The organism is Rubrivivax sp. A210 (genome assembly GCF_904426505.1).
GTDB lineage: Bacteria > Pseudomonadota > Gammaproteobacteria > Burkholderiales > Burkholderiaceae_C > Rubrivivax.
Genome location: NZ_CAJGBN010000010.1, coordinates 15,265 through 40,088 on the forward strand (window position 1 = coordinate 15,265; position 24,824 = coordinate 40,088).

The 24,824-nt window shown below is 70.5% G+C and carries 22 protein-coding genes; 9 read left to right on the forward strand and 13 right to left on the reverse strand.

Translation table 11 applies throughout. The features are described 5' to 3' along the window. Positions 1–6: 6 nt before the first annotated feature. On the reverse strand, positions 7–1,890 hold the full coding sequence (locus JMV16_RS07905) for a B12-binding domain-containing radical SAM protein (protein ID WP_201493761.1): 1,884 nt from the start codon (positions 1,888–1,890) through the stop codon (positions 7–9). A gap of 189 nt (positions 1,891–2,079) precedes the next feature. On the opposite strand from JMV16_RS07905, the gene JMV16_RS07910 reads away from it, so the two are divergent. From JMV16_RS07910 to JMV16_RS07935, 6 genes are all read left to right on the forward strand, one after another. Then, positions 2,080–2,721, forward strand: a complete 642-nt coding sequence (locus tag JMV16_RS07910; RefSeq protein WP_201493709.1) for a thiol:disulfide interchange protein DsbA/DsbL — start codon at positions 2,080–2,082, stop codon at positions 2,719–2,721. 211 nt (positions 2,722–2,932) lie between these two features. Further along, entirely contained in the window at positions 2,933–3,742 is an 810-nt protein-coding gene (locus JMV16_RS07915; RefSeq protein ID WP_201493710.1) for a transporter substrate-binding domain-containing protein, read from the forward strand. Positions 3,743–3,786: 44 nt separating this feature from the next. Continuing rightward, a complete protein-coding gene (locus JMV16_RS07920; protein WP_201493711.1) occupies positions 3,787–4,701 on the forward strand; it encodes a hypothetical protein in 915 nt (304 codons plus the stop codon). 107 nt (positions 4,702–4,808) lie between these two features. Next, entirely contained in the window at positions 4,809–5,381 is a 573-nt protein-coding gene (locus tag JMV16_RS07925; protein ID WP_201493712.1) for a Spy/CpxP family protein refolding chaperone, read from the forward strand. A gap of 75 nt (positions 5,382–5,456) precedes the next feature. Further along, on the forward strand, positions 5,457–6,164 hold the full coding sequence (locus tag JMV16_RS07930; RefSeq protein ID WP_255511416.1) for a response regulator: 708 nt from the start codon (positions 5,457–5,459) through the stop codon (positions 6,162–6,164). Positions 6,165–6,171: 7 nt separating this feature from the next. After that, positions 6,172–7,500, forward strand: a complete 1,329-nt coding sequence (locus JMV16_RS07935) for a sensor histidine kinase (protein ID WP_201493713.1) — start codon at positions 6,172–6,174, stop codon at positions 7,498–7,500. A gap of 78 nt (positions 7,501–7,578) precedes the next feature. On the opposite strand, the gene JMV16_RS07940 is transcribed toward JMV16_RS07935, so the two are convergent. The 7 genes from JMV16_RS07940 to glpD all read right to left on the reverse strand — a co-directional run bounded on the left by JMV16_RS07940 (position 7,579) and on the right by glpD (position 15,306). Next, entirely contained in the window at positions 7,579–9,312 is a 1,734-nt protein-coding gene (locus JMV16_RS07940; protein ID WP_201493714.1) for an ABC transporter substrate-binding protein, read from the reverse strand. 89 nt (positions 9,313–9,401) lie between these two features. Next, entirely contained in the window at positions 9,402–9,710 is a 309-nt protein-coding gene (locus tag JMV16_RS07945) for a DUF2160 domain-containing protein (RefSeq protein ID WP_201493715.1), read from the reverse strand. A 133-nt stretch (positions 9,711–9,843) separates the two neighbouring features. After that, positions 9,844–10,653 carry a carbohydrate ABC transporter permease gene (locus JMV16_RS07950; RefSeq protein ID WP_201493716.1) on the reverse strand — a complete coding sequence of 270 codons (810 nt, stop codon included), beginning with the start codon at positions 10,651–10,653 and terminating at the stop codon, positions 9,844–9,846. After that, positions 10,646–11,539: a carbohydrate ABC transporter permease gene (locus JMV16_RS07955; RefSeq protein WP_201493717.1), complete on the reverse strand. Its 894-nt coding sequence runs from the start codon at positions 11,537–11,539 to the stop codon at positions 10,646–10,648. Before JMV16_RS07955 ends, JMV16_RS07950 begins: the two co-directional genes overlap by 8 nt. Then, positions 11,536–12,624, reverse strand: a complete 1,089-nt coding sequence (locus tag JMV16_RS07960) for an ABC transporter ATP-binding protein (protein WP_201493718.1) — start codon at positions 12,622–12,624, stop codon at positions 11,536–11,538. The genes JMV16_RS07955 and JMV16_RS07960 overlap by 4 nt, the downstream gene beginning before the upstream one ends. A gap of 1 nt (position 12,625) precedes the next feature. Further along, the gene (locus tag JMV16_RS07965; protein ID WP_201493719.1) at positions 12,626–13,729 is read right to left on the reverse strand and encodes an ABC transporter ATP-binding protein; all 1,104 of its coding nucleotides are present in this window, start codon (positions 13,727–13,729) and stop codon (positions 12,626–12,628) included. After that, positions 13,720–15,306 carry a glycerol-3-phosphate dehydrogenase gene (gene glpD / locus JMV16_RS07970; protein ID WP_201493720.1) on the reverse strand — a complete coding sequence of 529 codons (1,587 nt, stop codon included), beginning with the start codon at positions 15,304–15,306 and terminating at the stop codon, positions 13,720–13,722. The genes JMV16_RS07965 and glpD overlap by 10 nt, the downstream gene beginning before the upstream one ends. Positions 15,307–15,434: 128 nt before the next feature. Between glpD and JMV16_RS07975 the strand changes: the two genes are divergently transcribed. Beyond that, positions 15,435–16,202, forward strand: coding sequence for a DeoR/GlpR family DNA-binding transcription regulator (locus JMV16_RS07975; RefSeq protein ID WP_201493721.1), 768 nt, complete (start codon positions 15,435–15,437; stop codon positions 16,200–16,202). Continuing rightward, entirely contained in the window at positions 16,199–17,695 is a 1,497-nt protein-coding gene (glpK, locus tag JMV16_RS07980; protein WP_201493722.1) for a glycerol kinase GlpK, read from the forward strand. The genes JMV16_RS07975 and glpK overlap by 4 nt, the downstream gene beginning before the upstream one ends. Before the next feature lie 17 nt (positions 17,696–17,712). Here the strand turns inward: glpK and JMV16_RS07985 are convergent, their stop codons facing one another. From JMV16_RS07985 to JMV16_RS08000, 4 genes are all read right to left on the reverse strand, one after another. Beyond that, positions 17,713–18,624: a transporter substrate-binding domain-containing protein gene (locus JMV16_RS07985; protein ID WP_236580412.1), complete on the reverse strand. Its 912-nt coding sequence runs from the start codon at positions 18,622–18,624 to the stop codon at positions 17,713–17,715. Positions 18,625–18,726: 102 nt separating this feature from the next. Beyond that, positions 18,727–20,139: an MATE family efflux transporter gene (locus JMV16_RS07990; RefSeq protein ID WP_236580408.1), complete on the reverse strand. Its 1,413-nt coding sequence runs from the start codon at positions 20,137–20,139 to the stop codon at positions 18,727–18,729. Positions 20,140–20,152: 13 nt separating this feature from the next. Beyond that, the gene (locus JMV16_RS07995; protein ID WP_201493763.1) at positions 20,153–20,617 is read right to left on the reverse strand and encodes a DUF3717 domain-containing protein; all 465 of its coding nucleotides are present in this window, start codon (positions 20,615–20,617) and stop codon (positions 20,153–20,155) included. Between the two features lie 47 nt (positions 20,618–20,664). Next, the gene (locus JMV16_RS08000) at positions 20,665–20,856 is read right to left on the reverse strand and encodes a heavy-metal-associated domain-containing protein (protein ID WP_201493725.1); all 192 of its coding nucleotides are present in this window, start codon (positions 20,854–20,856) and stop codon (positions 20,665–20,667) included. A gap of 156 nt (positions 20,857–21,012) precedes the next feature. Between JMV16_RS08000 and JMV16_RS08005 the strand changes: the two genes are divergently transcribed. Beyond that, positions 21,013–23,451 carry a heavy metal translocating P-type ATPase gene (locus JMV16_RS08005; RefSeq protein WP_201493726.1) on the forward strand — a complete coding sequence of 813 codons (2,439 nt, stop codon included), beginning with the start codon at positions 21,013–21,015 and terminating at the stop codon, positions 23,449–23,451. Between the two features lie 15 nt (positions 23,452–23,466). Here the strand turns inward: JMV16_RS08005 and JMV16_RS08010 are convergent, their stop codons facing one another. Further along, positions 23,467–24,729, reverse strand: a complete 1,263-nt coding sequence (locus JMV16_RS08010) for an HD-GYP domain-containing protein (protein WP_201493727.1) — start codon at positions 24,727–24,729, stop codon at positions 23,467–23,469. Positions 24,730–24,824 lie beyond the last annotated feature (95 nt).

Genomic DNA, 24,824 nt, shown 5'->3' on the forward strand with positions numbered 1-24,824 from the left:
GGCCGCTCAGCCCGCCGAGCCCGTGGCCTCCAGCGCGCGCTCTATGCGCCGCCGCGCCACGCGCGCCTTGGGCACGGGCTGGTCGAACCAGGCGCGCACGTCGTCGTCCAGCCCGAGGCCGTGCATGTAGTTGTAGATGGCCTTCTTGAGCCCGGCGCCGAGCGCGTCGTGGTCGACGCCGGTGGGGTCGACGAAGCCGACGTCGTTCTTGGCGAAGCCCCCCGGTGGCAGCGGCAGCAGGCTGACGCCGAAATCCTGTGGCCGCTGGCCCACCGGCGAATGCACGGTACAGGCGAAGCGGTGCCAGAAGCCGCTGTGGATGCAGCCGGCGGCGAAGAGCTGGCGCACCAGTTCCAGCGCGTCCACCGTGTCCTGCACCGTCTGGGTCGGGAAGCCGTACATCAGGTAGGCGTGGACCAGCACGCCGGCGTCGGCAAAGCCCTTGGTGACGCGCGCCACCTGGTCAACCGAGACGCCCTTGTTCATCAGCGCCAGCAGGCGGTCGGAGGCCACTTCCAGCCCGCCGCTGATGGCGATGCAGCCGCTGTCGGCGAGCTGCCGGCACAGCGCCGGCGAGAAGGTCTTCTCGAAGCGGATATTGCCCCACCAGCTGATGGCCAGGCGGCGCCGCTGCAACTCGGCGGCCATCGCCTTGAGCGCCTTGGGCGGCGCCGCTTCGTCGACGAAGTGGAAGCCGCTCTGGCCGGTTTCGGCGACCACGGCCTCGATGCGATCAACCAGGGTCGTGGCGCTGGCCACGTCGTAGCGGCCGATGTAGTCCAGGTCGACGTCGCAGAAGCTGCATTTCTTCCAGTAGCAGCCGTGGGCCACGGTGAGCTTGTTCCAGCGCCCGTCGCTCCACAGCCGGTGCATGGGGTTGAGCATGTCCAGCAGCGAGAGGTAGCGGTCCAGCGGCAGGCCGTCCCAGGTGGGCGTGCCGACCTCGTTGAAAGGGATGTCGGGCTCGACGAAGTTGACGTAGCGCACGGCGTCGCCGCCGGCCGGGCGCAGAAAAGTGCGCACCAGGCGGCTGGCCGAGCGCCGGCCTTGCAGGTGTTCGAGCAGGGCCAGCAGCGGGCGCTCGCCGGCGTCCAGCGTCACGTAGTCGAAGAAATCGAACACGCGCGGCTCGGCCAGCTCGCGCAGTTCGGTGTTGACGTAGCCGCCCCCCAGCACGGTGACGATGGCCGGGTCGGCCGCCTTCACCGCCTGGGCGATGCGGAAAGCGCCGTAGACCGCACCCGGGAAAGGCACCGAGACCAGCAGCACGGTGGGCCGGTGGCGTTCGATCGCGGCCGCGGCCAGGCGCTGCAGCAGGCGGTCCAGCAGCGTGGGCGGCGCCACCAGCGCCGCGGCCAGGGCGTCGAAGCGGGCCTGGCTCTGGGCCAGGCTCTCGGCATAGCGCACGAACTCGAAGCGCGGGTCGGCGGCCTCGCGGATGAGGTCGGCGATGTCGTTGAGGTAGAGCGTGGCCAGATGGCGGGCGCGGTCCTGCACGCCCAGCGAGCCGAAGGCCCAGGCCATGGGGTCGCCGCCGTCGTCGTCCACATACACCTCCAGCGCCGCGAAGCGAGGCCCTTCGGGCAGAAAGGCGCGGCTGCAGATGCGGTGCGCCAGCGTCGCGTCGCGCCCCTGCAGGAAGGCAATGGTGGGGGCGATGCTGGATGCGTAGGCGTCGAAACGCGCGACGAAGGCGGCGGCGCGCTCGCTGCGGCTGGGTGCGTCCGGTGCCGCGACGATGGCGTCGTGCAACGCCTGCAGCCCGTCGCGCGAGAGCAGTTCCAGCGCCAGCGCCAGCGCCAGGTCTTCCTGCGCCGCGGCCACGCCGCGCGAGCGCAGAAAGCCGGTGAGGTAGGCGGTGGACGGGTAGGGCGTGTTCAACTGCGTCATCGGCGCGATGACGGAGAGCACGCGCGGCGGCGGCACAGGGGCGGGGTCGGGGGTGCTCACGCCCCTATTGTCGGGTGATGAGTCGGCCGTGGCCGGCCTGACCTCGCGCAAGTCCCCGGCCCGGAAAGCCGGCATGATGCGCGCCTTGTCCGCGCTGCAGGGTGCGCGGGCGCAGGCGAAAGGAAAGTCATGAAACGTCGCAATCTGGTCCACCTGGCAGGCGCGCTGGCCGCGCTGCCGCTGCTGGGCCGCCCCGCGCTGGCCGCGGTGGACGCGGTCGAGGGCCGCAATTTCAGCGTGATGTCGCAGCCGCAGCCGGTGTCGGTGGCGGGCAAGGTCGAGGTCATCGAGTTCTTCGGCTACTGGTGCCCGCACTGCCGCGCCTTCGAGCCCAAGCTTGATGCCTGGGTCAAGAAGCTGCCCGCCGACGTCGTCTTCAAGCGCGTGCCGGTGGCCTGGCGCCCGGGGCAGGAATCGGCCCAGCGCCTGTTTTTTGCGCTCGAAGCGCTGGGCGCACCCTCGGGCATCCACGAGAAAGTCTTTGCCGCCGTCCAGCTGCAGGGCCTGGCGCTGGACCAGCCGGCGGCCATCAACGCCTTTGCCGCCGCCAACGGTCTGGACGGCGCCAAGCTGTCCGAGGCGATGTCGGGCTTCGCCGTCAGCTCCAAGGCGCGCATGGCGACCCAGGTTTCCAAGGCCTATGGCGTCGACGGCGTGCCGTCCCTGGTGATCCAGGGCCGCTTCGTCACCTCGCCCGGCACCGCCGGCGGTGAAGATGCCGCGCTGCAAGTGGCCGATGCGCTGATCCGCAAGGCCAAGGGCGCACGCTGACGGCCGAGCCCGGGCTGGCCTTCAATGCCGGCCTCGGGCCGGGGCCGCGTGGCAGCTGATGGCCGCGGCGGCGCCAGAGGGCTCCAGCCGTCGAGTCGGCCTCGGGACCGGCAGGCGCCAGCCGCCGGTCGATTGGGATTGCCCTGCGCCAAGCAAGGGCCTGTCCTACACTGCGCCGCGCAGCATGGGCTGCTTGCCAGGGTGTGCCGCCATGTCGCTTGCCGATCTTGATCGCCGCCATCTGCTGGGGCTGGGCTTGGCCGCGCTGCTGGGCGCCTGCGCCAGCAAGCGCGCTGCGCCCGATCTGGTGGCGGCGCTGGCGCCCACCGGCCGGCTGCGCGCCTGCATCAACCTGGGCAACCCCATCCTGGCCCAGCGCGCCGCGGCCGATGCGCCGGTGGTCGGCGTCTCGGTGGACCTGGCCCGCGCACTGGCCGAGCGCCTGGGCCTGGAGGCCGATCTGCGCGTGGTCGATGCCGCGGCCAAGTCGGTGGCCCTGGTCAAGTCCGGCGAGGCCGATGTCGGCTTCTTCGCGGTCGACCCCCTGCGCGGCGAGGGCATACGCTTCACCGCGCCCTATGTGCAGATCGAGGGCGCCTATCTCGTGCGCCAGGCGTCTCCGTTCACCGACAACGCCCAGGTCGACAGTGCCGGCACCCGCATCATGGTCGGCCGCGGCAGCGCCTACGACCTCCATCTGGCGCGCACGCTGCGCCAGGCCAGGCTGATGCACGCGCCGACCTCGCCCACCGTGGTCGAGCGCTTTCTGGCCGAGGGTGCCGATGTTGCCGCCGGCGTCAAGCAGCAGCTGCAGGCCGACGCCGCGCGCCTGCCGGATCTGCGCCTGCTGCCCGGGCGCTTCATGTTGATCGAGCAGGCCATGGGCCTGCCGCTCACGCGCAGCGCGGCGGCGGCGCAGCTGCTGCGCGACTTCGTCGAGCAGGCCAAGGCCAGCGGCTTCGTTGCCGCGGCGCTGGCGAGGCATGGCATCCAGGGTGCGGTGGTGGCGCCGCCGGCCTGAAACCCATCGCCCGGGTGCGCCGGCGGCTGCACAATCCGCAGCGCATGTTGCGCCCGATTTCACTCCTCGCCACCGCCCTGGCTTCCGCGTTGCTGGGCAGCTTGCTGGGCGCCTGCGCCACGCGCTCCGCCCAGGTTCAGCCCGTGGCCGCCAGTGCCGCCGAGTTCGCCGCCTGGGATTGCCCGCGCATCGATGGCGAGCTTGATCGCGTGCAACAGCGTGCGGCCGAACTGGCCTGGGCCGTGGATGAGCGTGCCGGCAACAACATCGCCGCGCTGGGCCTGGGCGTGATGGTGTTCTGGCCGGCGCTGATCGCGATGCGGCCCGACGGGCTGGAAGCGGCCGACCTGGCACGCCTGAAGGGCCGCGACGAGGCGTTGCGCGGCGTCGCGCGTGACAAGGCCTGCCCGCCGGCGGGCGCGGAGCTGCCGGCGGCGCGTGCCGCGGCGCTGCCGGTGGCGCCGGGCGAACGCCTGGTCTATGAAGAGCGCGGCACGCCGCGCCAGCCCCCCACGCAGGTGGCAATGCGCCTGAGCGCGCTGCGCCGCGGCGAAATCGAGTACGAGGCCGGTGCCAGCCAGCCGCTGCGCCACGACCTCGCCGGCAATGTCGTCGCGGCACCTCCAGGCACCCTGTGGTGGCCGCATCTGCTGCGCGCCGGGATGGCGCTGGGCCAGATCACTGGCGGCGACATGCTGGTCGCCGGCGATCCGCTGGCGCGCGCCCGCCTGCGCGGCCAGGTGGTTGCGGCTGGCCCGCAGACGGTGGCCAGCCGCCGCTTCCAGGTGGTGGTGGTCGAGCTCTATGGGGACGCGAGCCAGGGTGACGAATCGACGCGCGTCGACGGCGTCATCGTCATCGACAGCGCCAGTGGCGTGTTGCTGCGGCTTGACCTGCGCAGCGCCCACAAGGCCTTCAACCTGCAGCGGCGGCTGGTGAGCGTCGAGCCGGCACCTTGAATGGCGGCCGTTGGCGGCGACACAAAGCTTTACAGGCCGCGCACAGCGCCGCTACAGCGGGCGCCCACCATGCAAGGCATCGCAACCGGAACCAGGAATCCATCATGATGAATTCGACCCCCCGCAGTCTCGCGCACCTTGCCACGCCCGGGCGTGCCCTGCTGGCCACGCTGGCGCTGGCGCTTGCCGCCGGTGTGGTGCAGACCTCCAACGCCGCCGGCCCGGACGGCCCCGGTGCCGGCGGCATGCGCCACGAGATGATGGGCGGCCACGGCGGCATGGGCCATATGGGCGGCATGGGCGGCATGGGCGCCATGCACGAAGGCCGCGGCATGGACCGCATGCTCGCCGCCGTCAAGGCCACGCCCGAGCAGCGCACCCAGCTCAAGCCCATCGCCGAAGCCCTGCGGGCCGACATGAAGGCGCTGCACGAATCCGGCGCCAAGCTGCACGAGCAGGGCGCGGCGCTCTTCACCCAGCCCACGGTGGACGCGAACGCGGTCGAAGTCCATCGGCAGCAGATGCTGGCCCACCATGACCAGGTCAGCAAGCGCATGTCGCAGGCCATGATCGACATGAGTCGCGTGCTCACGCCCGAGCAGCGCAAGACCCTGGCCGACCGCATGAGCATGCGGCGCGAGATGATGCAGCACCGCCACGGCGGCGCCGCCAAGTCCTGACCCCGTCCGCCTGAACCTGTCCCCCACCAGGCAGCGGCTGGCGCGCATGGCCGGCCCTGCCCAGACTGGTCTGCCGTGCCCCAACAACGCCTGCTGCTCATCGACGACGATCTGCGCCTCACCGACATGGTGGGCGGCTACCTGCGCCACAACGGCTTCGAGGTCGACACTGCGGGCTCTCTGGCCGCCGGCCGCGACCGCATCCGCCAGGCCGCCTACGACGCGCTGCTGCTCGACCTGATGCTGCCCGATGGCGACGGCCTGGATTTCACGCGCGAACTGCGCGCGCAGCCGCGCACGCGGCGGCTGCCGCTCTTGATGCTCACCGCCCGCGGCGAGCCCACCGACCGCATCGTGGGCCTGGAGATCGGCGCCGACGACTACCTGCCCAAGCCCTTCGAGCCGCGCGAGCTGCTGGCGCGCGTGAAGGCCTTGCTGCGCCGCGCCGCGCCCGACACCGGCGACGATGAGGTCCTGGTCTTCGGCCGCCTCGAAGTCGACCTCGGCGCACGCCAGGCGCGGCTGGACGGCCAGCCCTGCGATCTCACCAGCCACCAGTTCGAGTTGCTCATGGTGCTGGCGCGCAGCCCTGGCCGGGTGCTCACGCGCGACCAGATCATGGATGCGCTCAAGGGCCACCCGCTCGAGGCCTTCGACCGCAGCATCGACGTCCACATCTCGCGCATACGCTCGGTGATCGAGGACGACCCCAAGGCGCCCAAGCGCGTGCTCACGGTGCGCGGGGCCGGCTACGTCTTCGCGAAGAAGCAGGACGCTGAATAGAGCTTCCATGCGCTCCCTCTACCTGCGCATCTACCTCACGGTGGTGGCCGCGCTGGCGCTGTTCGCGCTGGTCTCGGGCTGGATCGTGCGCAGCCATCTCGAAGACCAGCGCAGCCGCGTCGAGGGCGAGATGCGCGAACGCGTCGAGGCCTGGGGTGACCTGATCGAGCGCTCACTGCCGCCGGCCGGGGCTTCGGCCGAGCAGCAGGTCGAGGCCTTGCGCGATTGGTCGCAGCGCCTGCGTCTGCCGATGGCGCTGGACGATGCCGCGGGCCGGCGCCTGGGGGCATCGGAGTCCTTTGCGCGGCGCGAGCTTGATCAGCCGGGCGGGCCGCCGCGGGTGCAACCGATACGCTTCGGGGACGGTCGCACGCTGTGGGTGCCGCGGCACAACCCACGCCGCATGCCGCCACACATGCGCCCACCCGAATTGCGCCCGCCCTGGCTGGGCCCGGCGGGCTGGCCCGACGGCCTGGGCCTGGCCGTGCTGCTGCTGGTGCTGTTCGCGGCCGTGGCCGGTGGCGCCTGGCCGGTGGTGCGGCGGCTGACGCGGCGGCTCGAATCGCTCAAGCAGGGCGTGGAGGCCTTCGGCGCCGGTGACCTGCGCCGGCGCGTGGCCGAGGACGGCCAGGACGAGGTGGCCGCGGTGGGCGCCAGCTTCAACCGCGCCGCCGCGCGCATCGAGACGCTGCTGCGTTCGCACCAGAGCCTGCTGGCCAATGCCAGCCACGAGCTGCGCTCGCCGCTGGCGAGGCTGAAGATGGCGGTGGCGATGGTGGAAGACGCTGCGCCGGCCCAGCGCGCGGCGCTGCGGCAGGAGATCGCCACCAATATCCGCGAGCTTGATGCACTGGTCGAAGAGATCCTGCTCTCAGGCCGGCTCGATGCCGCATCGGGCCTGGATCAGCGCTTGCCCGTCGATCTGCTGGCGCTGGCCGCCGAAGAGGCGGCGCGCGTAGGCGGCAGCGTACAGGGCGAGGATCTGCAAGTGCCAGGCGACGAGCGTCTGCTGCGGCGCGCGCTGCGCAATCTGCTGGAAAACGCCCGCCGCTACGGCGGCGGCGAGGTCGAGGCCGAGATCGCGCGGCGCGGCGACCGTGTCGAGGTGCGCGTGCTCGACCGCGGGCCCGGCGTGCCCGAGGCCTGGCGCGAGCGCGTCTTCGAGGCCTTCTTCCGCCTGCCCGGCCATGCCGAGCGCGAGGGTGGCGTGGGCCTGGGCCTGTCGCTGGTGCGCCAGATCGCCGAGCGCCATGGCGGCAGCGTGGTCTGCGAGGCCCGCGAAGGCGGTGGCAGCTGCTTCGTGCTGAGCTTGCCGGCCGAGGCGGGCCCCCCATGAAAACGACCCCCGCGGCGGGCGCCGCGGGGGTCGTCGGGGTCAGCGGTCAATGGGGTGCGGCTTGCACCCCATGCCTCATCAGCGCACCTTGCCCGCCTTCCAGGCGTTGAGCAGGGTGTCGTAGGCGATGGTTGCGCCCTTGGGCTTTTCATTGGCCAGCTTGGCCCACGGTGCGCCCTTGTCGCTGAGGTACTTGCTCGGGTCTTCCTTCTTGTTGAGCTTGGGCGCGCAGCGGGCCATGCCGGCGCGCTCGAGGCGGGCCATCACCTGGTCCATCTCTTCGGCCAGGTTGTCCATCGCGGCCTGCGGCGTCTTCTCGCCGGTCACGGCCACGGCCACGTTCTTCCACCACAGCTGGGCCAGCTTGGGGTAGTCGGGCACGTTGGTGCCGGTGGGCGTCCAGGCCACGCGGGCCGGGCTGCGGTAGAACTCGACCAGGCCGCCTAGCTTGGGCGCCATGTCGGTCATGGCCTTGCTCTGGATGTCGCTTTCGCGGATGGGCGTGAGGCCGACGATGGTCTTCTTCAGGCTCGTGGTCTTGGCGGTCACGAACTGCGCGTACAGCCAGGCGGCGGCCGTCTTGTTCTCGTCGTGCTTGTCGAAGAAGGTCCAGCTGCCCACGTCCTGGTAGCCGTTCTGCATGCCCTGCTTCCAGTAGGGGCCGTTGGGGCCGGGCGCCATGCGCCACTTGGGCGTGCCGTCGGCATTGACCACCGGCAGGCCCGGCTTGGTCATGTCGGCGGTGAAGGCCGTGTACCAGAAGATCTGCTGCGCGATCTGGCCCTGGGCCGGCACCGGGCCGGCTTCGCCGAAGGTCATGCCGGTGGCTTCCTTGGGCGCGTACTTCTTCATCCAGTCGACGTACTTGGTCAGCGCATAGACCGCGGCCGGCGAGTTGGTGGCGCCGCCGCGCGAGACGCTGGCGCCCAGCGGCGTGCAGCCGTCGGCCGAGGCGCGGATGCCCCACTCGTCCACCGGCTTGCCGTTGGGGATGCCGATGTCGGCGGTGCCGGCCATCGAAAGCCAGGCGTCGGTGAAGCGCCAGCCCAGGCTGGGATCCTTCTTGCCGTAGTCCATGTGGCCGTAGATGGGCTTGCCGTCGATGGTCTTCACGTCGTTGGTGAAGAACTCGGCGATGTCCTCGTAGGCGCTCCAGTTCAGGGGCACGCCCAGGTCATAGCCGTACTTGGCCTTGAACTTGTCCTTCAGGTCCTGGCGCGCAAACAGATCGGCGCGGAACCAGTAGAGGTTGGCGAACTGCTGGTCGGGCAGCTGGTAGAGCTTCTTGTCGGGGCCGGTGGTGAAGCTGGTGCCGATGAAGTCTTTCAGGTCCAGGCCGGGGTTGGTGAAATCCTTGCCCTTGCCCGACATGTAGTCGGTCAGGTTCATGATCTTGCCGTAGCGGTAGTGGGTACCGATCAGGTCGCTGTCCGAAATCCAGCCGTCGTAGATGCTCTTGCCAGACTGCATGCTGGTCTGCAGCTTCTCGACCACGTCGCCTTCCTGGATCAGGTCGTGCTTGACGGTGATGCCGGTGATTTCGGTAAAGGCCTTGGCCAGGGTCTTGCTCTCGTACTCGTGCGTGGTGATGGTCTCGGAGACCACCGCAATCTCCTTCACGCCCTTGGCCTGCAGCTTCTTGGCGGCTTCGATGAACCACTTCATCTCGGCCATCTGCTGGTCCTTGCTCAGCGTCGACGGCTGGAATTCGCTGTCGATCCACTTCTTGGCCTCGGCCTCGCCGGCCCAGGCGGCCTGGCCCAGGGCCAGGGCGGCAGCGGCGAAGGCCACGGCATGCAAGCGCAATTTCATTTCCAGTCTCCTCAGGAGGCACTTCCCGTTCAATTGATGCGACGCCGGCCGGGAAGCATTGGCCGGGGCGCTTTCTCTATCGTAAAGGCTCAGCCGCGGCGCATCACCAGGGCCAGCAGCGCCATCGAGGCAACGAAGCTGAACCAGATCGAAGGCTCGGCCTCGAGGCCGAACCATTCGATCATCTTCTCGCTCACCGCAACGAAGGCCAGGTTGACATAGGCCGCGGAAAGCAGGCCTATGAAGAGGCGGTCGCCGCGCGTGGTGACGATGGGCAGGAAGCCCTTGCGCGCCACGGTGGGTGACTTGATTTCCCACACCGTCATCACGCCCAGCATCAGCACGATGCAGCAGAAGAACACCGCCACCGGCAGCGTCCAGGCCATCCATTCAAACATGGCCCCCCCCCGAAGCGGCCTGCGGCCGCCTCCCCCCCAGGGGGGCGCCGCCAGCGGCCTGGCAGAGCCAGTTCCGCGGTGGCCGCTTGATGAAGACGTTCGAGTCGGTACTCATTGCAGTTCCTTCCGGTCTTCAGACTCGGCCCATCGCGAAGCCCTTGGCGATGTAGTTGCGCACGAACCAGATCACGATGGCGCCGGGGACTATGGTCAGCACGCCGGCAGCGGCCAGCACGCCCCAGTCCATGCCCGAGGCCGAGACGGTGCGCGTCATCGTCGCGACGATGGGCTTGGCGTCGACGCTGGTGAGCGTGCGCGCCATCAGCAGTTCGACCCAGCTGAACATGAAGCAGAAGAAGGCCGCCACGCCGACGCCGGCCTTGATGAGGGGGATGAAGATGGTGAGGAAGAAGCGCGGGAAAGAGTAGCCGTCGATGTAGGCGGTCTCGTCGATCTCGCGCGGGATGCCGCTCATGAAGCCTTCCAGGATCCACACCGCCAGCGGCACGTTGAACAGCAGGTGGGCCAGGGCCACCGCGATGTGCGTGTCCATCAGGCCCAGCGTGGTGTAGAGCTGGAAGAAGGGCAGCAAAAAGACGGCCGGCGGCGTCATGCGGTTGGTCAGCAGCCAGAAGAAGACGTGCTTGTCGCCGAGAAAGCTGTAGCGGCTGAAGGCATAGGCCGCGGGCAGGGCCACCACCAGCGAGATCACGGTGTTGATGGCGACGTAGATCATCGAGTTGATGTAGCCCGAGTACCACGAGACGTCGGTGAAGATGGTCTTGTAGTGCTCGATCGTGAAGTTCTTGGGCCACAGGCTGAAGGCCGAGAGGATTTCCTCGTTGGTGCGGAAGGACATGTTGACCATCCAGTACACCGGCAAGATGGCGAACACCAGGTACAGCAGCAGGAAGATGCTGCGTTTCTTGAACCGCTTATCCATGGCCGGCCTCGCTGGCGTCTTGCGTGCCCACGCGCTGCATCCAGTTGTAGAGGATGAAGCACAGCAGCAGGATGATGAGGAAGTAGATCAGCGAGAAGGCCGCCGCGGGGCCGAGGTCGAACTGGCCCACGGCCTTCTGCGTCAGGTACTGACTGAGAAAGGTGGTGGCGTTGCCGGGCCCGCCGCCTGTCAGCACGAAGGGCTCGGTGTAGATCATGAAGCTGTCCATGAAGCGCAGCAGCACCGCGATCATCAGCACGCCGCGCAGCTTGGGCAGCTGGATGTAGCGGAAGACGGCGAGCTTGCTGGCGCCGTCGATGCGCGCCGCCTGGTAGTAGGCGTCGGGGATGGCGCGCAGGCCGGCGTAGCAGAGCAGGGCCACCAGCGGCGTCCAGTGCCAGACATCCATCACCAGCACCGTGAGCCAGGCGTGGGTGGCGTTGCCGGTGTAGCTGTACTCGATGCCCAAGGCGGCCAGCGTGGCGCCGAGCAGGCCGATGTCGGTGCGGCCATAGATCTGCCAGATGGTGCCGACCACATTCCAGGGGATGAGCAGCGAGATCGCCACCGTCACCAGCACCGCCGAAGACCGCCAGCCCGTGGCCGGCATCGAGAGCGCCAGCGCGATGCCCAGCGGAATCTCCACCAGCAGCACGCTGAGCGAGAAACCCATCTGGCGCAGCAGCGCGCCCTGCAGGTCGTCGTCGCGCATCACGGACTTGAACCATTCGGTGCCGACGAAGACGCGGCGCTCGGGCGAGATGATGTCCTGCACCGAGTAATTGACCACCGTCATCAGCGGCAGGATGGCCGAGAAGGCCACGCACAGGATGACCGGCAGGATCAGCAACCAGGCCTTCTGGTTGACGGGCTTGATGGCGCTCATGCAATGAGTTCCTCGTTGCGGTACCAGCAGGTGTGGCTGCCGACGATGGACAGCCAGACCGCCTCGCCGAGCTTGGGGATGGCCTGCTCGGGGCTGAGGCGGGCGCGCAGGATGGGCGCGTCGGCGGCCTCGCCCAGGCGGGTGGTGAGCAGCCAGTAGGTGCCGATGTCCTGCACCTGTACCACCACGCCGGGCACGGCGCCCACGCCGCCGGCAGCCGCCAGCCGCACGTATTCAGGCCGTATGCCCAGGGTCAGCGGGCCAGCGCCGGCGAGGCCGTTGGCGGGTGCGGCGAACACGCGCCCGGCCACGCGCACGCCGTCGTCCACCGCCTGCGCCGGCAGGAAGTTCATGCCCGGCGAGCCGATGAAGTTGCCGACGAAGGTATGGCGCGGGCGCTCGAAGAGTTCGCTGGCGCTGCCGATCTGCACCGCGCGGCCTCGCGTCATCACCACCACCTGCTGGGCGAAGGTGAGCGCCTCGACCTGGTCGTGCGTGACGTAGATGAGCGTCAGCTTCAGTTCGGCATGGATCTGCTTGAGCTTGCGCCGCAGCTGCCACTTGAGGTGCGGGTCGATCACCGTCAGCGGCTCGTCGAAGAGCACGGCCGAGACGTCCTCGCGCACGAGGCCGCGGCCGAGCGAGATCTTCTGCTTGGCGTCGGCGGCCAGGCCGGCGGCGCGCGTGCCCAGCTGGCCCGACAGTTCCAGCATCTCGGCGATGCGGCCCACGCGCTCCTTGATGCGGTCGGCCGGCACGCCGCGATTGCGCAGCGGAAAGGCCAGGTTCTCGGCCACCGTCATGGTGTCGTAGATGACCGGGAACTGGAACACCTGCGCGATGTTGCGCTGCTGCGGGCTCAAGGCGGTGACATCGCGGCCGTCGTAGCGCAGGCCGCCGTGGGAGGGCGTGACGAGGCCCGAGACGATGTTGAGCAGCGTCGTCTTGCCGCAGCCCGAGGGGCCCAGCAGCGCATAGGCGCCGCCGTCCTCGAACGTCATCTTCAGCGGCAGCAGCGCGTAGTCTTCGTCGCGCTGCGGGTTGGGCCGGTAGGCGTGGGCGAGGTCGAGATCGATGCGGGCCATGTCAGTTATTCCCCGCCGTGGTGCTGGCCGCCGGCGCGATGAGCAGATCGCCGCGCGCATCGAAGACATGGACCTGGGCCGGGTTCAGGTAGAGCGTGAGGGCCGAGCCCAGCGTGAAGGCGTGCACGCCGGGCAGCTGCGCCACCAGCTCGCCGATGGGCGTGGCAACGTGGACGAAGCTGTCCGAGCCCGAGATCTCGGCCAGCTCCACCTGGCCCGGCAGGCTGAGGTCGCCAGGCCGGCCGTGTACGCGCAGGGCGCTGGCGCGTATGCCCACGGTGAGCGCCTGAAAGCCCGTGCTTGGGTGGCCGGGCGGCACGCTCAGTGGCAAGGTCAGCCCGGCCGGCAGCGCGATGCCCGCGGCCGCGGCATGGGCCTCGACCAGGTTCATCGGCGGGTCGCTGAAGGCGCGCGCCACGCGGATCGAGCGCGGCCGGTGGAAGACCTCGGCCGTGGGCCCGTACTGCAGCAGTTCGCCGGCGTCCATCACCGCGGTATAGCCGCCCAGCAGCAAGGCCTCGGTGGGCTCGGTGGTGGCGTAGACCACGGTCGATTCGCCGCTGGCAAACAGGGCCGAGAGCTCGTCGCGCAGCTCTTCGCGCAGCTTGTAGTCGAGGTTGACCAGGGGCTCGTCCAGCAGCATCAGCGGCGCCTTCTTGGCCAGTGCGCGCGCCAGTGCCACGCGCTGCTGCTGGCCGCCCGACAACTCGGCCGGCAGGCGCTTCAGAAAGGGCTCGATGTGCAGGCGCCGCGCCAGTTCGTCCACGCGCGCAGCGATGGCGGCGCGGTCCAGCGCGCCCTGCAGCTTGAGCGGCGAGGCAATGTTGTCGGCCACCGTCATCGAGGGGTAGTTGATGAACTGCTGGTAGACCATGGCGACATTGCGCTCGCGCACCGGCACGCCGGTGACATCCTGTCCGTCGGCCAGCACGCGGCCGGCGCTGGGCTTGTCCAGCCCGGCCATCACGCGCATCAGCGTCGTCTTGCCGGCCTGGGTGGCGCCCAGCAGCACCGTTACCGCACGCGGCACCAGGGCCAGATCCATCGCATAGAGGTGGTGGGCCGCCCCCCAGCGCTGGGCGATGCCCTCGAGCCTCAACTCCATGTCGTCTCCTTGGAGGCCGCCGCGGCGCTGGCGGCCTCGGGCCAGTGGCTGCGGCACCAGTCGGCCACGCGCGCACGCGCGGCGGCGTCCATGTGCAGGCCCAGCTTGCTGCGGCGCCAAAGCACGTCGTCGGTGCTGCGCGCCCATTCATGCGCGTGCAGATAGTTGAGTTCGGCTTCGAAGAGGCCGGGGGCGACCTCGGCACCGAGGGTGCCGGCAGGCCCGGCGTCCAGCACCAGGCTCACGCGGCCCCCGTAGGCGCGCGCCAGGCGTCGCACCAGCGCCTCAGGCAGCGCCGGGTGCTTCTTCGTCAACGCCTGCACGAAGCGCTCGAAGTCGGTGTCGGGACGCTGGGGCGGCCCTATCCAGGCCGAGAGGTCGCCGCCGGGCAGGAAGGTGCCCTCGGTCCAGGCGCCCTTGGCCACCGCCAGCGGCGGCGAGAGGCGGTCGGCCGCTTCCTCGGCGAGCTTGCGGAAGGTGGTGATCTTGCCGCCGAAGACGCTGAGCAGCGGCGCCGCCGAGGTGTCGAGTTCCAGCGAGTAGTCGCGCGTTACGGCGGCCGGGTTGCCCGATTCGTCATCGATCAGCGGGCGCACGCCGGAGTAGGACCAGTGCACGTCGGCGCGCCGCACCGGGCGCTCGAAATAGCGGCTGGCCTGCTCGCAGAGGTAGACGATCTCTTCCTCGTCGATCTTGGCGTCGCCGATGGGGCCGCGGTACTCGACATCGGTGGTGCCGATGAGCGTGAACGCGCCCTCGTAGGGGATGGCGAAGATGATGCGCTTGTCGGGGTTCTGGAAGATGTAGGCGTGGTCGTGCTCGAACATGCGTGGCACGACGATGTGGCTGCCCTTGACCAGGCGCAGCGCGCGTGTCTTGGGTGCGTGGGCGTGCTCGGCCAGGAACTGCGCCGCCCAGGGGCCGGCCGCGTTGACCAGTGCCCGCGCGGTCAGCCGCCGCGTCGCGCCGCCGGCTTCGCGCAGCGTCAACTGCCACTGCGTGGCCTCGCGTTTGGCATCGATGCAGGCGCAGCGCGTCAGCACGGTGGCGCCGCGCGCCGCGGCGTCCAAGGCGTTCAGCACCACCAGGCGGGCGTCGTCGACCCAGCCGTCTGAATACACGAAGCCGCGGCTGAAGCGCCGCTGCAGCGGCTTGCCGGCCGCATGGCTGCGCAGATCGATGCTGCCCGAACCCGGCAGCACCTCGCGCCGCGCCAGGTGGTCGTACATAAAGAGGCCGATGCGGATCATCCAGGCCGGCCGCATGCCGGGGTCGTGAGGCATCACGAAGCGCAGCGGCCACATGATGTGGGGCGCGCTCTTGAGCAGCACCTCGCGCTCGGCCAGCGACTTGCGCACGAGGCCGAACTCGTAGTACTCCAGGTAGCGCAGGCCGCCGTGGATGAGCTTGGTGGAGGCGCCCGAGGTGTGGGAGGCGAGGTCGTCCTTCTCGCACAGCACCACGCGCAGGCCGCGGCCGGCGAGGTCGCGTGCGATGCCGGCACCGTTGATGCCACCGCCCACCACCAGCACGTCACAGTGCGCGGGGGGCTCGGGGCTGGGGCGGGGCTCGGTCATGGGCATGCAGGCGTCGCGGTGGGCCGGGGCTGTTTTCGTTCCGGAGCGATTCTGTTCGTTTGATGTTCCTTTTATATCGGTAACTACCCTAGTTTGCACTGTTGCGTGTTCGTTTAGATTCGCTTGCCATGAATCCCAGCCCGCGCCAGTTGCAGCTGCTCGACGCCGTGCGCCGCCTCAACAGCGTCTCGGTGGAGGCCCTGGCCGAGCAGTTCGGCGTCACCTTGCAGACGGTGAGGCGCGATGTGCGCCTGCTTTCGGATGCCGGCCTGCTGGCGCGCTTTCACGGCGGCGTGCGCGTGCCCAGCTCGACCATCGAGAACATCGCCTACCGCCAGCGCCAGCAGCTCAACGACGAGCCCAAGCGCCGCATCGCCCGCGCGGTGGCGGCCGAGGTGCCCAACGACTGCTCGCTCATCATCAACATCGGCACCACCACCGAGGCCATCGCACGCGAGCTGCTGGGCCACAAGGGCCTGCGTGTCATCACCAACAACCTCAATGTGGCGGCCATCCTCTCGGACAACCCCGACTGCGAGGTCATCGTCGCCGGCGGCGTGGTGCGCTCGCGCGACCGCGGCATCGTCGGCGAGGTCACGGTCGACTTCATCCAGCAGTTCAAGGTCGACATCGGCCTCATCGGCGTCTCGGCCATCGAAGCCGATGGCACGCTGCGCGACTTCGATTACCGCGAGGTCAAGGTGGCGCGCGCCATCATCGGCCACTCGCGCGTGATCTGGATGGCAGCCGACCACAGCAAGTTCAACCGGCCGGCGATGGTGGAACTGGGCCGGCTGGACCAGGTTGACATGCTGTTCACCGACCAGGCCCCGCCCGAGCCCTTTCCTGCCATGCTCGCCGACGCCGGCGTCACGTTGAAGGTGTGCAACCCATGAAGACCCATCTGCTGGCCCTGGACCAGGGCACTTCCAGCTCGCGCAGCATCGTCTTCGACGGCCAGGGCCGCATCGTCGCGATGGCCCAGCGCGAGTTTCGCCAGATCTACCCGCAGCCGGGCTGGGTGGAGCACGACCCGCTGGAGATCTGGGAAACCCAGATTGCCACCGCACGCGAGGCCCTGGCCAAGGCCGGGCTCACGGCGGCCGACATCGCCTCCATTGGCATCACCAACCAGCGCGAGACCACGGTGGTGTGGAACCGCCGCACCGGGCAGCCCATCTACAACGCCATCGTCTGGCAGGACCGCCGCGCCGAACCCACCTGCGCCGCGCTGCGCGCCCAGGGGCTGGAAGAACTGTTCCGGCGCAAGACCGGCCTCATCGTTGACGCCTATTTCTCGGGCACCAAGCTCAAGTGGATTCTTGACCATGTGGACGGCGCCCGCGCCGCGGCCGAGCGCGGCGAACTCGCCTTCGGCACCGTCGACAGCTGGCTGCTGTGGCAGCTGACCGGCGGCGCGGTACACGCCACCGACGTGAGCAATGCCGCGCGCACGCTGATGCTGGACGTCCACGCCAACCGCTGGGATGAAGAGCTGCTGACCATCCTCGACATCCCGCCGGGGCTGCTGCCGGCCGTGCATCCGTCCAGCCATGTCTATGGCCACACCCAGGCGCAGTGGCTGGGCGCGGCCCTGCCGGTGGGCGGCATGGCCGGCGACCAGCAGAGCGCGCTCTTCGGCCAGGCCTGCTTCAAGGCCGGCCTGGCCAAGAACACCTATGGCACGGGCTGCTTCATGCTGATGCACACCGGCGCGCAGTTCCAGGCCAGCCGCAACGGCCTCATCACCACCAGCGCGGCCCAGCCCGGCGCCACGCCGGAATTCGCGCTCGAAGGCAGCGTCTTCATCGGCGGCGCGGTGGTGCAATGGCTGCGCGACGGCCTGCGCGCCATCCAGGGCAGCGGCCAGGTCGAGGCGCTGGCGCAGAGCGTGCCCGATGCCGGTGGCGTGATCTTCGTGCCCGCCTTCACCGGCCTGGGCGCGCCCTACTGGAAGGCCGAGGCGCGCGGCGCCATCGTCGGCCTCACGCGCGGCAGCACCGTGGGCCACATCGCCCGCGCCGCGCTGGAAAGCATCGCCTTCCAGAGTGCCGCCCTGCTGCAGGCCATGGCGCGCGACGCTGCCGCCGCCGGCGACGCCGCGGTGAGCGAGCTGCGCGTGGACGGCGGCGCCTGCGTCAACGACCTGCTGATGCAGTTCCAGGCCGACCTGTTGGGCATCCCGGTGGTGCGGCCCAAGGTCATCGAGACCACGGCGCTGGGCGCGGCCTACCTGGCCGGGCTCTCGTGCGGCGTCTGGCGCGATCTCGATGAACTGTCGGAGCAATGGCAGGTGGAGCGCCGCTTCCTGCCGACGATGGCGCGCGAGCGTGCGGCCGAACTGATGGCAGGGTGGGACAGGGCGGTGAGGCAGGCGACGGCGGCATAGCGCCGTCGCGCCCGCCTTCACGGCGCCTTGCCGGCGCCCTTGCTCGACACCCAGTGGCGAGCCCGCTCTTCCAGCCAGCCCTCGCCGCGGCGCAGCGCGAGCCAGGTGTTGAGGAAGTTGAGGAAGTCGGGATCGCCCTTGCGCACGCCGAAGGCGGCGGGCGTGTAGCTCACCGGCTGGTCGCGTGGCAGGAAGAGCTTGGCCGGCGCGCGCTGCAGCAGCGCTTCGGGCGCCAGCGTGGGCACCAGCGCCGCATGGGCATCGCCGCTGGCGACCACCATGGATTCGTTGCCATCCACGCGCACGATGCGGGCGCGCGGAAACAGGCGCCGTGCCAGCTTCTCCTGCGCCGTGTTGGAGTAGACGGCGATCTTCACGGTGGGCTTGTCGTAGTCGGACAACTGGCGCCACTTGCCGGCCAGCGCGCGGTTGGCGACGAGGTAGACGCCTTCGTTGACGGTCGGCTCGGTGAAGTTGATGACCATCGCGCGCTCGGTGCTCATCCACAGGCCTGTGGCCAGCAGGTCGAAACGGCCGTCGCGCAGGTCCTGGATCATCACCAGCGGATTGGTCACGATGAAGTCGACGCCGACGTCCATCTCCTGCGCCATGCGGCGCATCACATCGACGCTCAGGCCGCTGAATTCGCCGCTGGCATCGCGCATCACCATCGGCTCGACCGTGATCACGCCCACGCGCAGCCGCCCGCGCTTGCGGATGGTGGCCAGGGTGTCGATGCCCGGAGCCTGCATCACCGGCGCCACCTCGGTGCCGGGCGGAGCGGGCGTGGCCGGCACGATGGCCGAGACGGGCAGGTCGCCGACGGCCGGCTTGGTCTGTGCCTGCGCAAGGCCGGACACGGCGACGGCCAGGGCCGCCAGCCAAGGCGCGAGGTACCGGGCCGCCCGGTGGGCGCGATGGAAGGTCATGTTCAAGCTTGTTCCTCCTCGAATGGGCGTGGGCGCCTGGGGCAACGTGGGCGCTGCAGGCCGATCATGGCATCAGTCGCGGGCGCTGACTGAGGCGCCATGTCAGGGCCTGCGTCCCATCGCGACCACACCGCTCCGCCCCATCACCCGCCCCATCTCCACCGACAGCGCCACCCCCGCCAGCACCAGCCCCGTCGTGCTGGCCAGCCAGAAGCCGCGTGCGCCCTGCCATTCAAGGGGCACGCTGCCGGGCAGGTCGAAGGCCAGCACCCAGCCGCCGCCCAGGCCCACGCCCCACATCGCGGTGACGTAGATGACCAGCGGCACGGTGGCCACCTTGTAGGCTCGCAGCACGAAGGCGGCAATGATCTGGGCGCCGTCGGCGACATGGAACAGGGCCACCCAGGCCAGCAGCGGCAGCGCCGCGGCCATCACCGCGGCGTCGCTGGTGTACAGGCCCAGCACCTGCTCACGCCAGAAAAAGACGGCGCTGCCCACCACGGCGGCAAAGCTGCAGCCCAGCAGCAGGCTGTGGCCGCCCAGGCGGCGCGCATCGGCAAGGTCGCCAGCGCCTATGCGCTGGGCCACCAGGGTGCTGCCGGCATTGCCAATGGCCAGCGGCATCATGAAGAGCAGCGACACCAGATTGACGGCGATCTGGTGGCCGGCCACCGGCGTCGTGCCCAGGCGCGAGATGAAGATGGCCATGAAGGTGAAGCCGGTCACCTCGACCATGATCGAGGCGCCCATCGGCAGGCCCAGTCGCAGTTGCTCCAGCAGCGGCGCGCGCCGTGGGCGGTCGAGGCCGCGGCCGAGCAGGGCAAAGGGCGCGTAAAAAGCGTCACGCTTGAGCACCCAGGCCGAAAGCAGCAGCTGGGCCCACATCGCCAGCGCGGTGGCGATGCCGCAGCCGGCCGCGCCCAGGGCGGGCAGGCCCAGCGGCGCCAGCCCGAACACCAGTGCCGCCGACATCGGCGCCTTCACGGCCAGCCCGCCCAGCTGGATGGCCATCACCGCCTTGGGCCGCGAGACGCCGTTGTTGAGGGCGCGAAAGACGGTGAACAGCAGCGAGGCCGGCAGTGCCAGCGCCACGCCCAGCAGATAGGCCCGCACCTTGGCAGCCACCTCGGGGCCGGCGCGCGCCAGCGCCAGGAAGGGCGCCGGAAACACCAGCACGGCGCAACCCAGGGCCGACAGGCCGAGTGCGATCCACACCGCCTGGTGGGCCTGGCGGCCGGCCTCGGCGTCGCGGCCGGCGCCATGCAATTGGCCGGCGATGGGCATCAGGGCCATCAGGATGCCCATGCAGCCGATGAAGACGGTGACGTAGGTGGCGCCGCCCACCGCCAGCGCCGCCAGGTCGGCCGCCGAGGCGCGGGCGACCAGCAGGGTGTCGATGGTGGCGAAGGCCAGCACCGAGACCTGGCCCACGAAGACCGGCCAGGCCAGCGGCAGGATGCGGCGCAGGCTGGCCCCCGGCGAGTGGCCCGGCTGCGGCGGCAAGGGCAGGCTCACGCGGCGGCGCGGTTCAGGCGGGGGCCGCGGGCGGGTCGGCAAAGACCTCCGGCGGCGGGTGGTCGGCACCGCTGGCGCGGCGCGCACGCTCGGCATAGCGGTTGAAGCGCCAGGCCGTGGCCTCCAGGCTGATGCGGCGCCAGACGGCGCGCTTCTCGGCCGGTGTGTAGCCGGGCCAGTGCTGCACCTCGTCGAAGCTGCGCCCGCAGCCCTTGCAGATGGCGTCGCCCTGGCTGGTTGAGCAGATCGCGATGCAGGGCGCGTCGGGCGTGGTCGCGTACCAGGCCAGCCAGGCGGCGTGTGCGGCCACGGGCATGCTGACCTCGTCGCACAGCGACTCGCGGTGGTAGACCATCAGGCCGTAGACCCCGGCCAGCGCGCGCACCTCGGCGCAGGCGCTGATGCCGTCGGGCGAGGGCGAGCGCTCGCGCCACCAGTTGATGGCGGACTCGATGTCGGTGATGTGGATGCCGGCCATGGGGGCTGCGAGTGTAGCCACGCGCCCATGCCCTCGGCCGGGCTGGCTCAGTCGGGCGTGAAGCCGGCCTCGACGATCTGAGCCGCGATCACCTCGCGCGGCAGCGTGCTGTTGACCTGGACGCGGTGGCTGGGCAGGTCGATGGCAACTTCGGCGGCCGGGTCGGCGGCCTTCACGGCCTCGGTGACGCTGCGCACGCAGTGGCCGCAGGTCATGTCGGGAACTTCGAACTGGATCATGGGCTGGCCTTCAAGGCGATGTTGTCGAAAGGAAGCGTGAGTGTGCGCCTTCAATATGGCGGCAATTCGACGCCGATCAAGCCCGGCCGCAGCCTGGGTGAACTTGGTGACCTGGGACACGCTTGAAGTGGGCCCGGGGCGGCATCATCGCCAACCATGACTTCCGCCCGCGCCGCCGCCCAACCCAGCCCCTGGAGCCTGCCCGTCGACGGCATGACCTGCGCCTCCTGCGCCGGCCGCGTCGAGAAGGCAGCGCGCAAGGTGCCCGGCGTGCTGCAGGCCGGCGTCAACCTGGCCACCGAGACGCTGAGCGTCGCCACCGCGCCCGGATTCGAGCCTGCCGCCCTGCGCCAGGCGGTCGAGAAGGCCGGCTATGGCGTCGCCACGTACACGCTGCAGTTGCCCATCGGCGACATGAGCTGCGCCTCTTGTGTCGCGCGGGTCGAGAAGGCTATCGCCCGCGTGCCGGGCGCGCTGGCGGTGAGCGTCAACCTCGCCACCGAAACCGCCACCGTGACGCTGGCGGCGCGCGAGGGTGATGCGGCGGCGGCCGAGGCGGTGAGCGCGGCCGTGGTCAAGGCCGGCTACCGCGTGCTGGCGCCGGCGCGCGCCGACAGCCCGGCAACCGCGCGCCGCCTGGGCGAGGGCGCGCGGGTGGTGACGGCCGCGCTGCTGTCGCTGCCGCTGGTGCTGCCCATGCTGGGCCTGGTGTTCGGCTGGCACTGGATGTTGCCGGGCTGGTGGCAGCTGGCGCTGGCGGCGCCGGTGCAGTTCTGGCTGGGCGCACGCTTCTACCGCGCCGGCTGGGGCGCGCTGCGCGCCGGCGCCGGCAATATGGATCTGCTGGTGGCGATGGGCACGACGGCGGCCTTCGGCCTCAGCGTCTGGGGCCTGCTCGCGGCGCCGGCGGGGGCCATGCCGGCGCTCTATTTCGAAAGCTCGGCCGTCGTCATTGCGCTCGTGCTGCTGGGCAAGTGGCTGGAGGCGCGCGCCCGCCGCCAGACCGGCGAGGCCATCCGCGCGCTCAATGCGCTGCGCCCGGCCACGGCGCGCGTGCGCCGCGCGGGCGGCGATGTCGACCTGCCGCTGGCCGAGGTGCGCGTGGGCGATCTGGTGGTCGTGCGGCCGGGCGAGCGCATCGCCGTCGACGGCGTCGTCGTCGAGGGCGAGAGCGCGGTCGACGAATCGCTCATCACCGGCGAAAGCCTGCCGGTGGCGCGCGGCCCGGGTGGCCGCGTGGCCGGCGGCGCCGTCAACGGCGACGGCCTGCTGCTGCTGCGCACCAGCGCCATCGGCGCCGAAACCCTGCTGGCGCGCATCGTGCGCATGGTCGAGTCGGCCCAGGCCGGCAAGGCGCCGATCCAGCGCCTGGTCGATCGTGTCAGCGCCGTCTTCGTGCCGGCCGTTGCCGGCGTGGCGGCGCTCACGCTGCTGGCCTGGGGCCTGGGTCTTGGCGCGGCGGTGGGCGACTGGACGGCGGCCGTGCTGCACGCGGTGGCGGTGCTGGTGATCGCCTGCCCCTGCGCGCTGGGTCTGGCCACGCCGGCAGCCATCATGGCCGGCACCGGCGTGGCCGCCCGCCACGGCATCCTGATCAAGGACGCCGAGGCGCTGGAGCTGGCCCACGCCGTGCGCGTGGTGGCCTGGGACAAGACCGGCACCCTCACCGAGGGTCGGCCACGCCTCGTGGATGCCCAGCCGCTGGCCGGCGACAAGGCGACCCTGATCGTGGCTGCCGCCGCGCTGCAGGCCGGCAGCAGCCACCCGCTGGCCCGCGCGGTGCTGGAGGCCGCCGCCGCCGATGGCCTGGCCGTGCCGGCTGCCAGCAGCCTGCGCGCGGTGCCGGGGCGCGGCGTGGCCGGCGAGGTGGCCGGCCGCGCGCTGCGCCTGGGCAGCGCGCGCTGGATGCAGGAAAGCGGCGTCTCAGTCGCTGCCCCGGATGCGGCGGCGGCGGTGGACCAGGGCCACACTTTGTCTTATCTGGCCGGGGCCACGGCCGCCGGCGGCTGGGAACTGCTGGGCCGGCTGGCCTTTGGCGACACCCTCAAACCCCAGGCCGCCGCCGCGGTGAAGCGACTGGCGGCGCTGGGCGTGCGCAGCGTGCTGGTCTCGGGCGACAACCGCGGTGCCGCGGCGGCAGTGGCGGCAGCGCTGGGCATCAGCGATGTGCGTGCCGAGGTGCTGCCCGAGGACAAGGCCCGCATCGTCGGCGAGCTCAGGCGGGGCGGCGTCAAGGTGGCGATGGTGGGCGACGGCATCAACGACGCGCCGGCGCTGGCGGCGGCCGATGTCGGCATCGCGATGGCGCACCCGGATGGCGGCGGCACCGATGTGGCCATGCACGCGGCCGGCATCACGCTGATGCACGGCGACCCGGCCCGCGTGGCCGACGCGCTGGCGATCTCGCGCCGTACCCACGCCAAGATCCGTCAAAACCTGTTCTGGGCCTTCGTCTTCAATGCCGTGGGCATTCCGCTGGCCTCCTTGGGCTTGCTGAGCCCGGTGATCGCCGGCGGCGCGATGGCCTTCAGCAGCGTCACCGTGGTCAGCAATGCGCTGCTGTTGCGGCGCTGGAAGGCCGCGGCGGCAGACTGAGCAAGCCGCGCCGGCCTATCCCATCGCCAGCGAGTCGCACAGCGTGTTGAGCTGCTCGGCCTCGGTCGGCTCCAGCTTGCCGGCGCGCATCAGCGTGGCGCGCTGCACGCCGCGCAGGCGGAAGTAGATCTCGTCTTCCAGCGCCTCGACCTCGGCCGCGTCGGCGCCGGCCATCGCGCCCGGGTTCCACATGCCGCTTTCGTTCCAGCCGGTGCGCAGGCGCTGCAGCAGGAAGTCGGCCAGGGCCAGCGCGTCCTGCAGCGCCGGCACGCTGGCCTCGGCCTTGAGGCGGGCGACATTGGTCTCGGCGCTGGCCAGCACTTCGCCCAGCGCTGCCAGGCGGGCCTGGATGTCCTCGTGCTCCATCACCGCGGGCGAGGGCGGCTGGGCGCAGGCGGCCTGGCTGACGCGGCCGACCCAGCTGAGGTCGTACTCGCCCGGCACCGTGCGCAGCGCCACGCTGGCGTGCAGCAGCTGGCGGCCTTCGCCGCGCAGCGCCGTCAGCGTGGCCTCGGTGACGGCGAGCAGGCGGCCCAGCGGCGAGATGCGCTCGGCCGGCAGTGCGTGCGGATAGCCCGAACCGTCGAGCCGCTCGTGGTGCTCGGCGATGGCGCGCGAAACCACGGAGGGGTAGTTGGTGAGCTGGGCAATGAGCAGGTGGCCGACGTGGGGGTGAACCACCAGCTGCTGGTAGCTGAGGAAGTCGAGCTCGCGGTCGGCCTCGGCTTCGCCGTGGCGGGGATCGATGTACATCTCGCCCAGGTCGTGCAGCAGGCCGCAAAGCATGGCCAGGCGGATCTCGGGCGTGTCGCCACCATTGCCGGCCATCAGCGCGCCGGCCAGGGCCATGCCGGCCATGGCGTGCTCGAAGCGCTGCGGACGTGCCGTCTGGCTGGCCGAAAGCAGCAGCTGGGCCACCGGATTGAGCGGCAACTGGGCCGCCTCCTTGACCAGGCGGGCGGCATGGGGCGCCAGCAGCGGCGTCAGCGCGGTGTCGCCCTGCACCAGCCTGTCGATGGCTTCGACCAGGGTCAGGGTGTTGACGCCGTCCTCGGCGATGAGGCAACTTTCCAGCGGCTGGCGCAGCTGGCGGTCGATCAGCTTGCGCTGCAGCGCCGCCGAGACCGGCTGCTTGCTCGACCAGAGCTTGATGCCCGAGATGTCGAAGATGTCGGTCGCCGCGATGATGCTGCGCGTCTCGCTGGCCTCCAGGATGGTGGCCAGGGCATGCGGGTTGGCGGTGCCGAAGGTGTTGTCTTGCCGGGGGGAGGTGCTCATGGGTGGGTCCGCTGGGCTTTGCTTCGTGCCGGGTTATCGGCCGGCGCGGGCCAAACCGTAGCCGCTGTTGTGCAAGCATTCGCAAGCCTCATTTT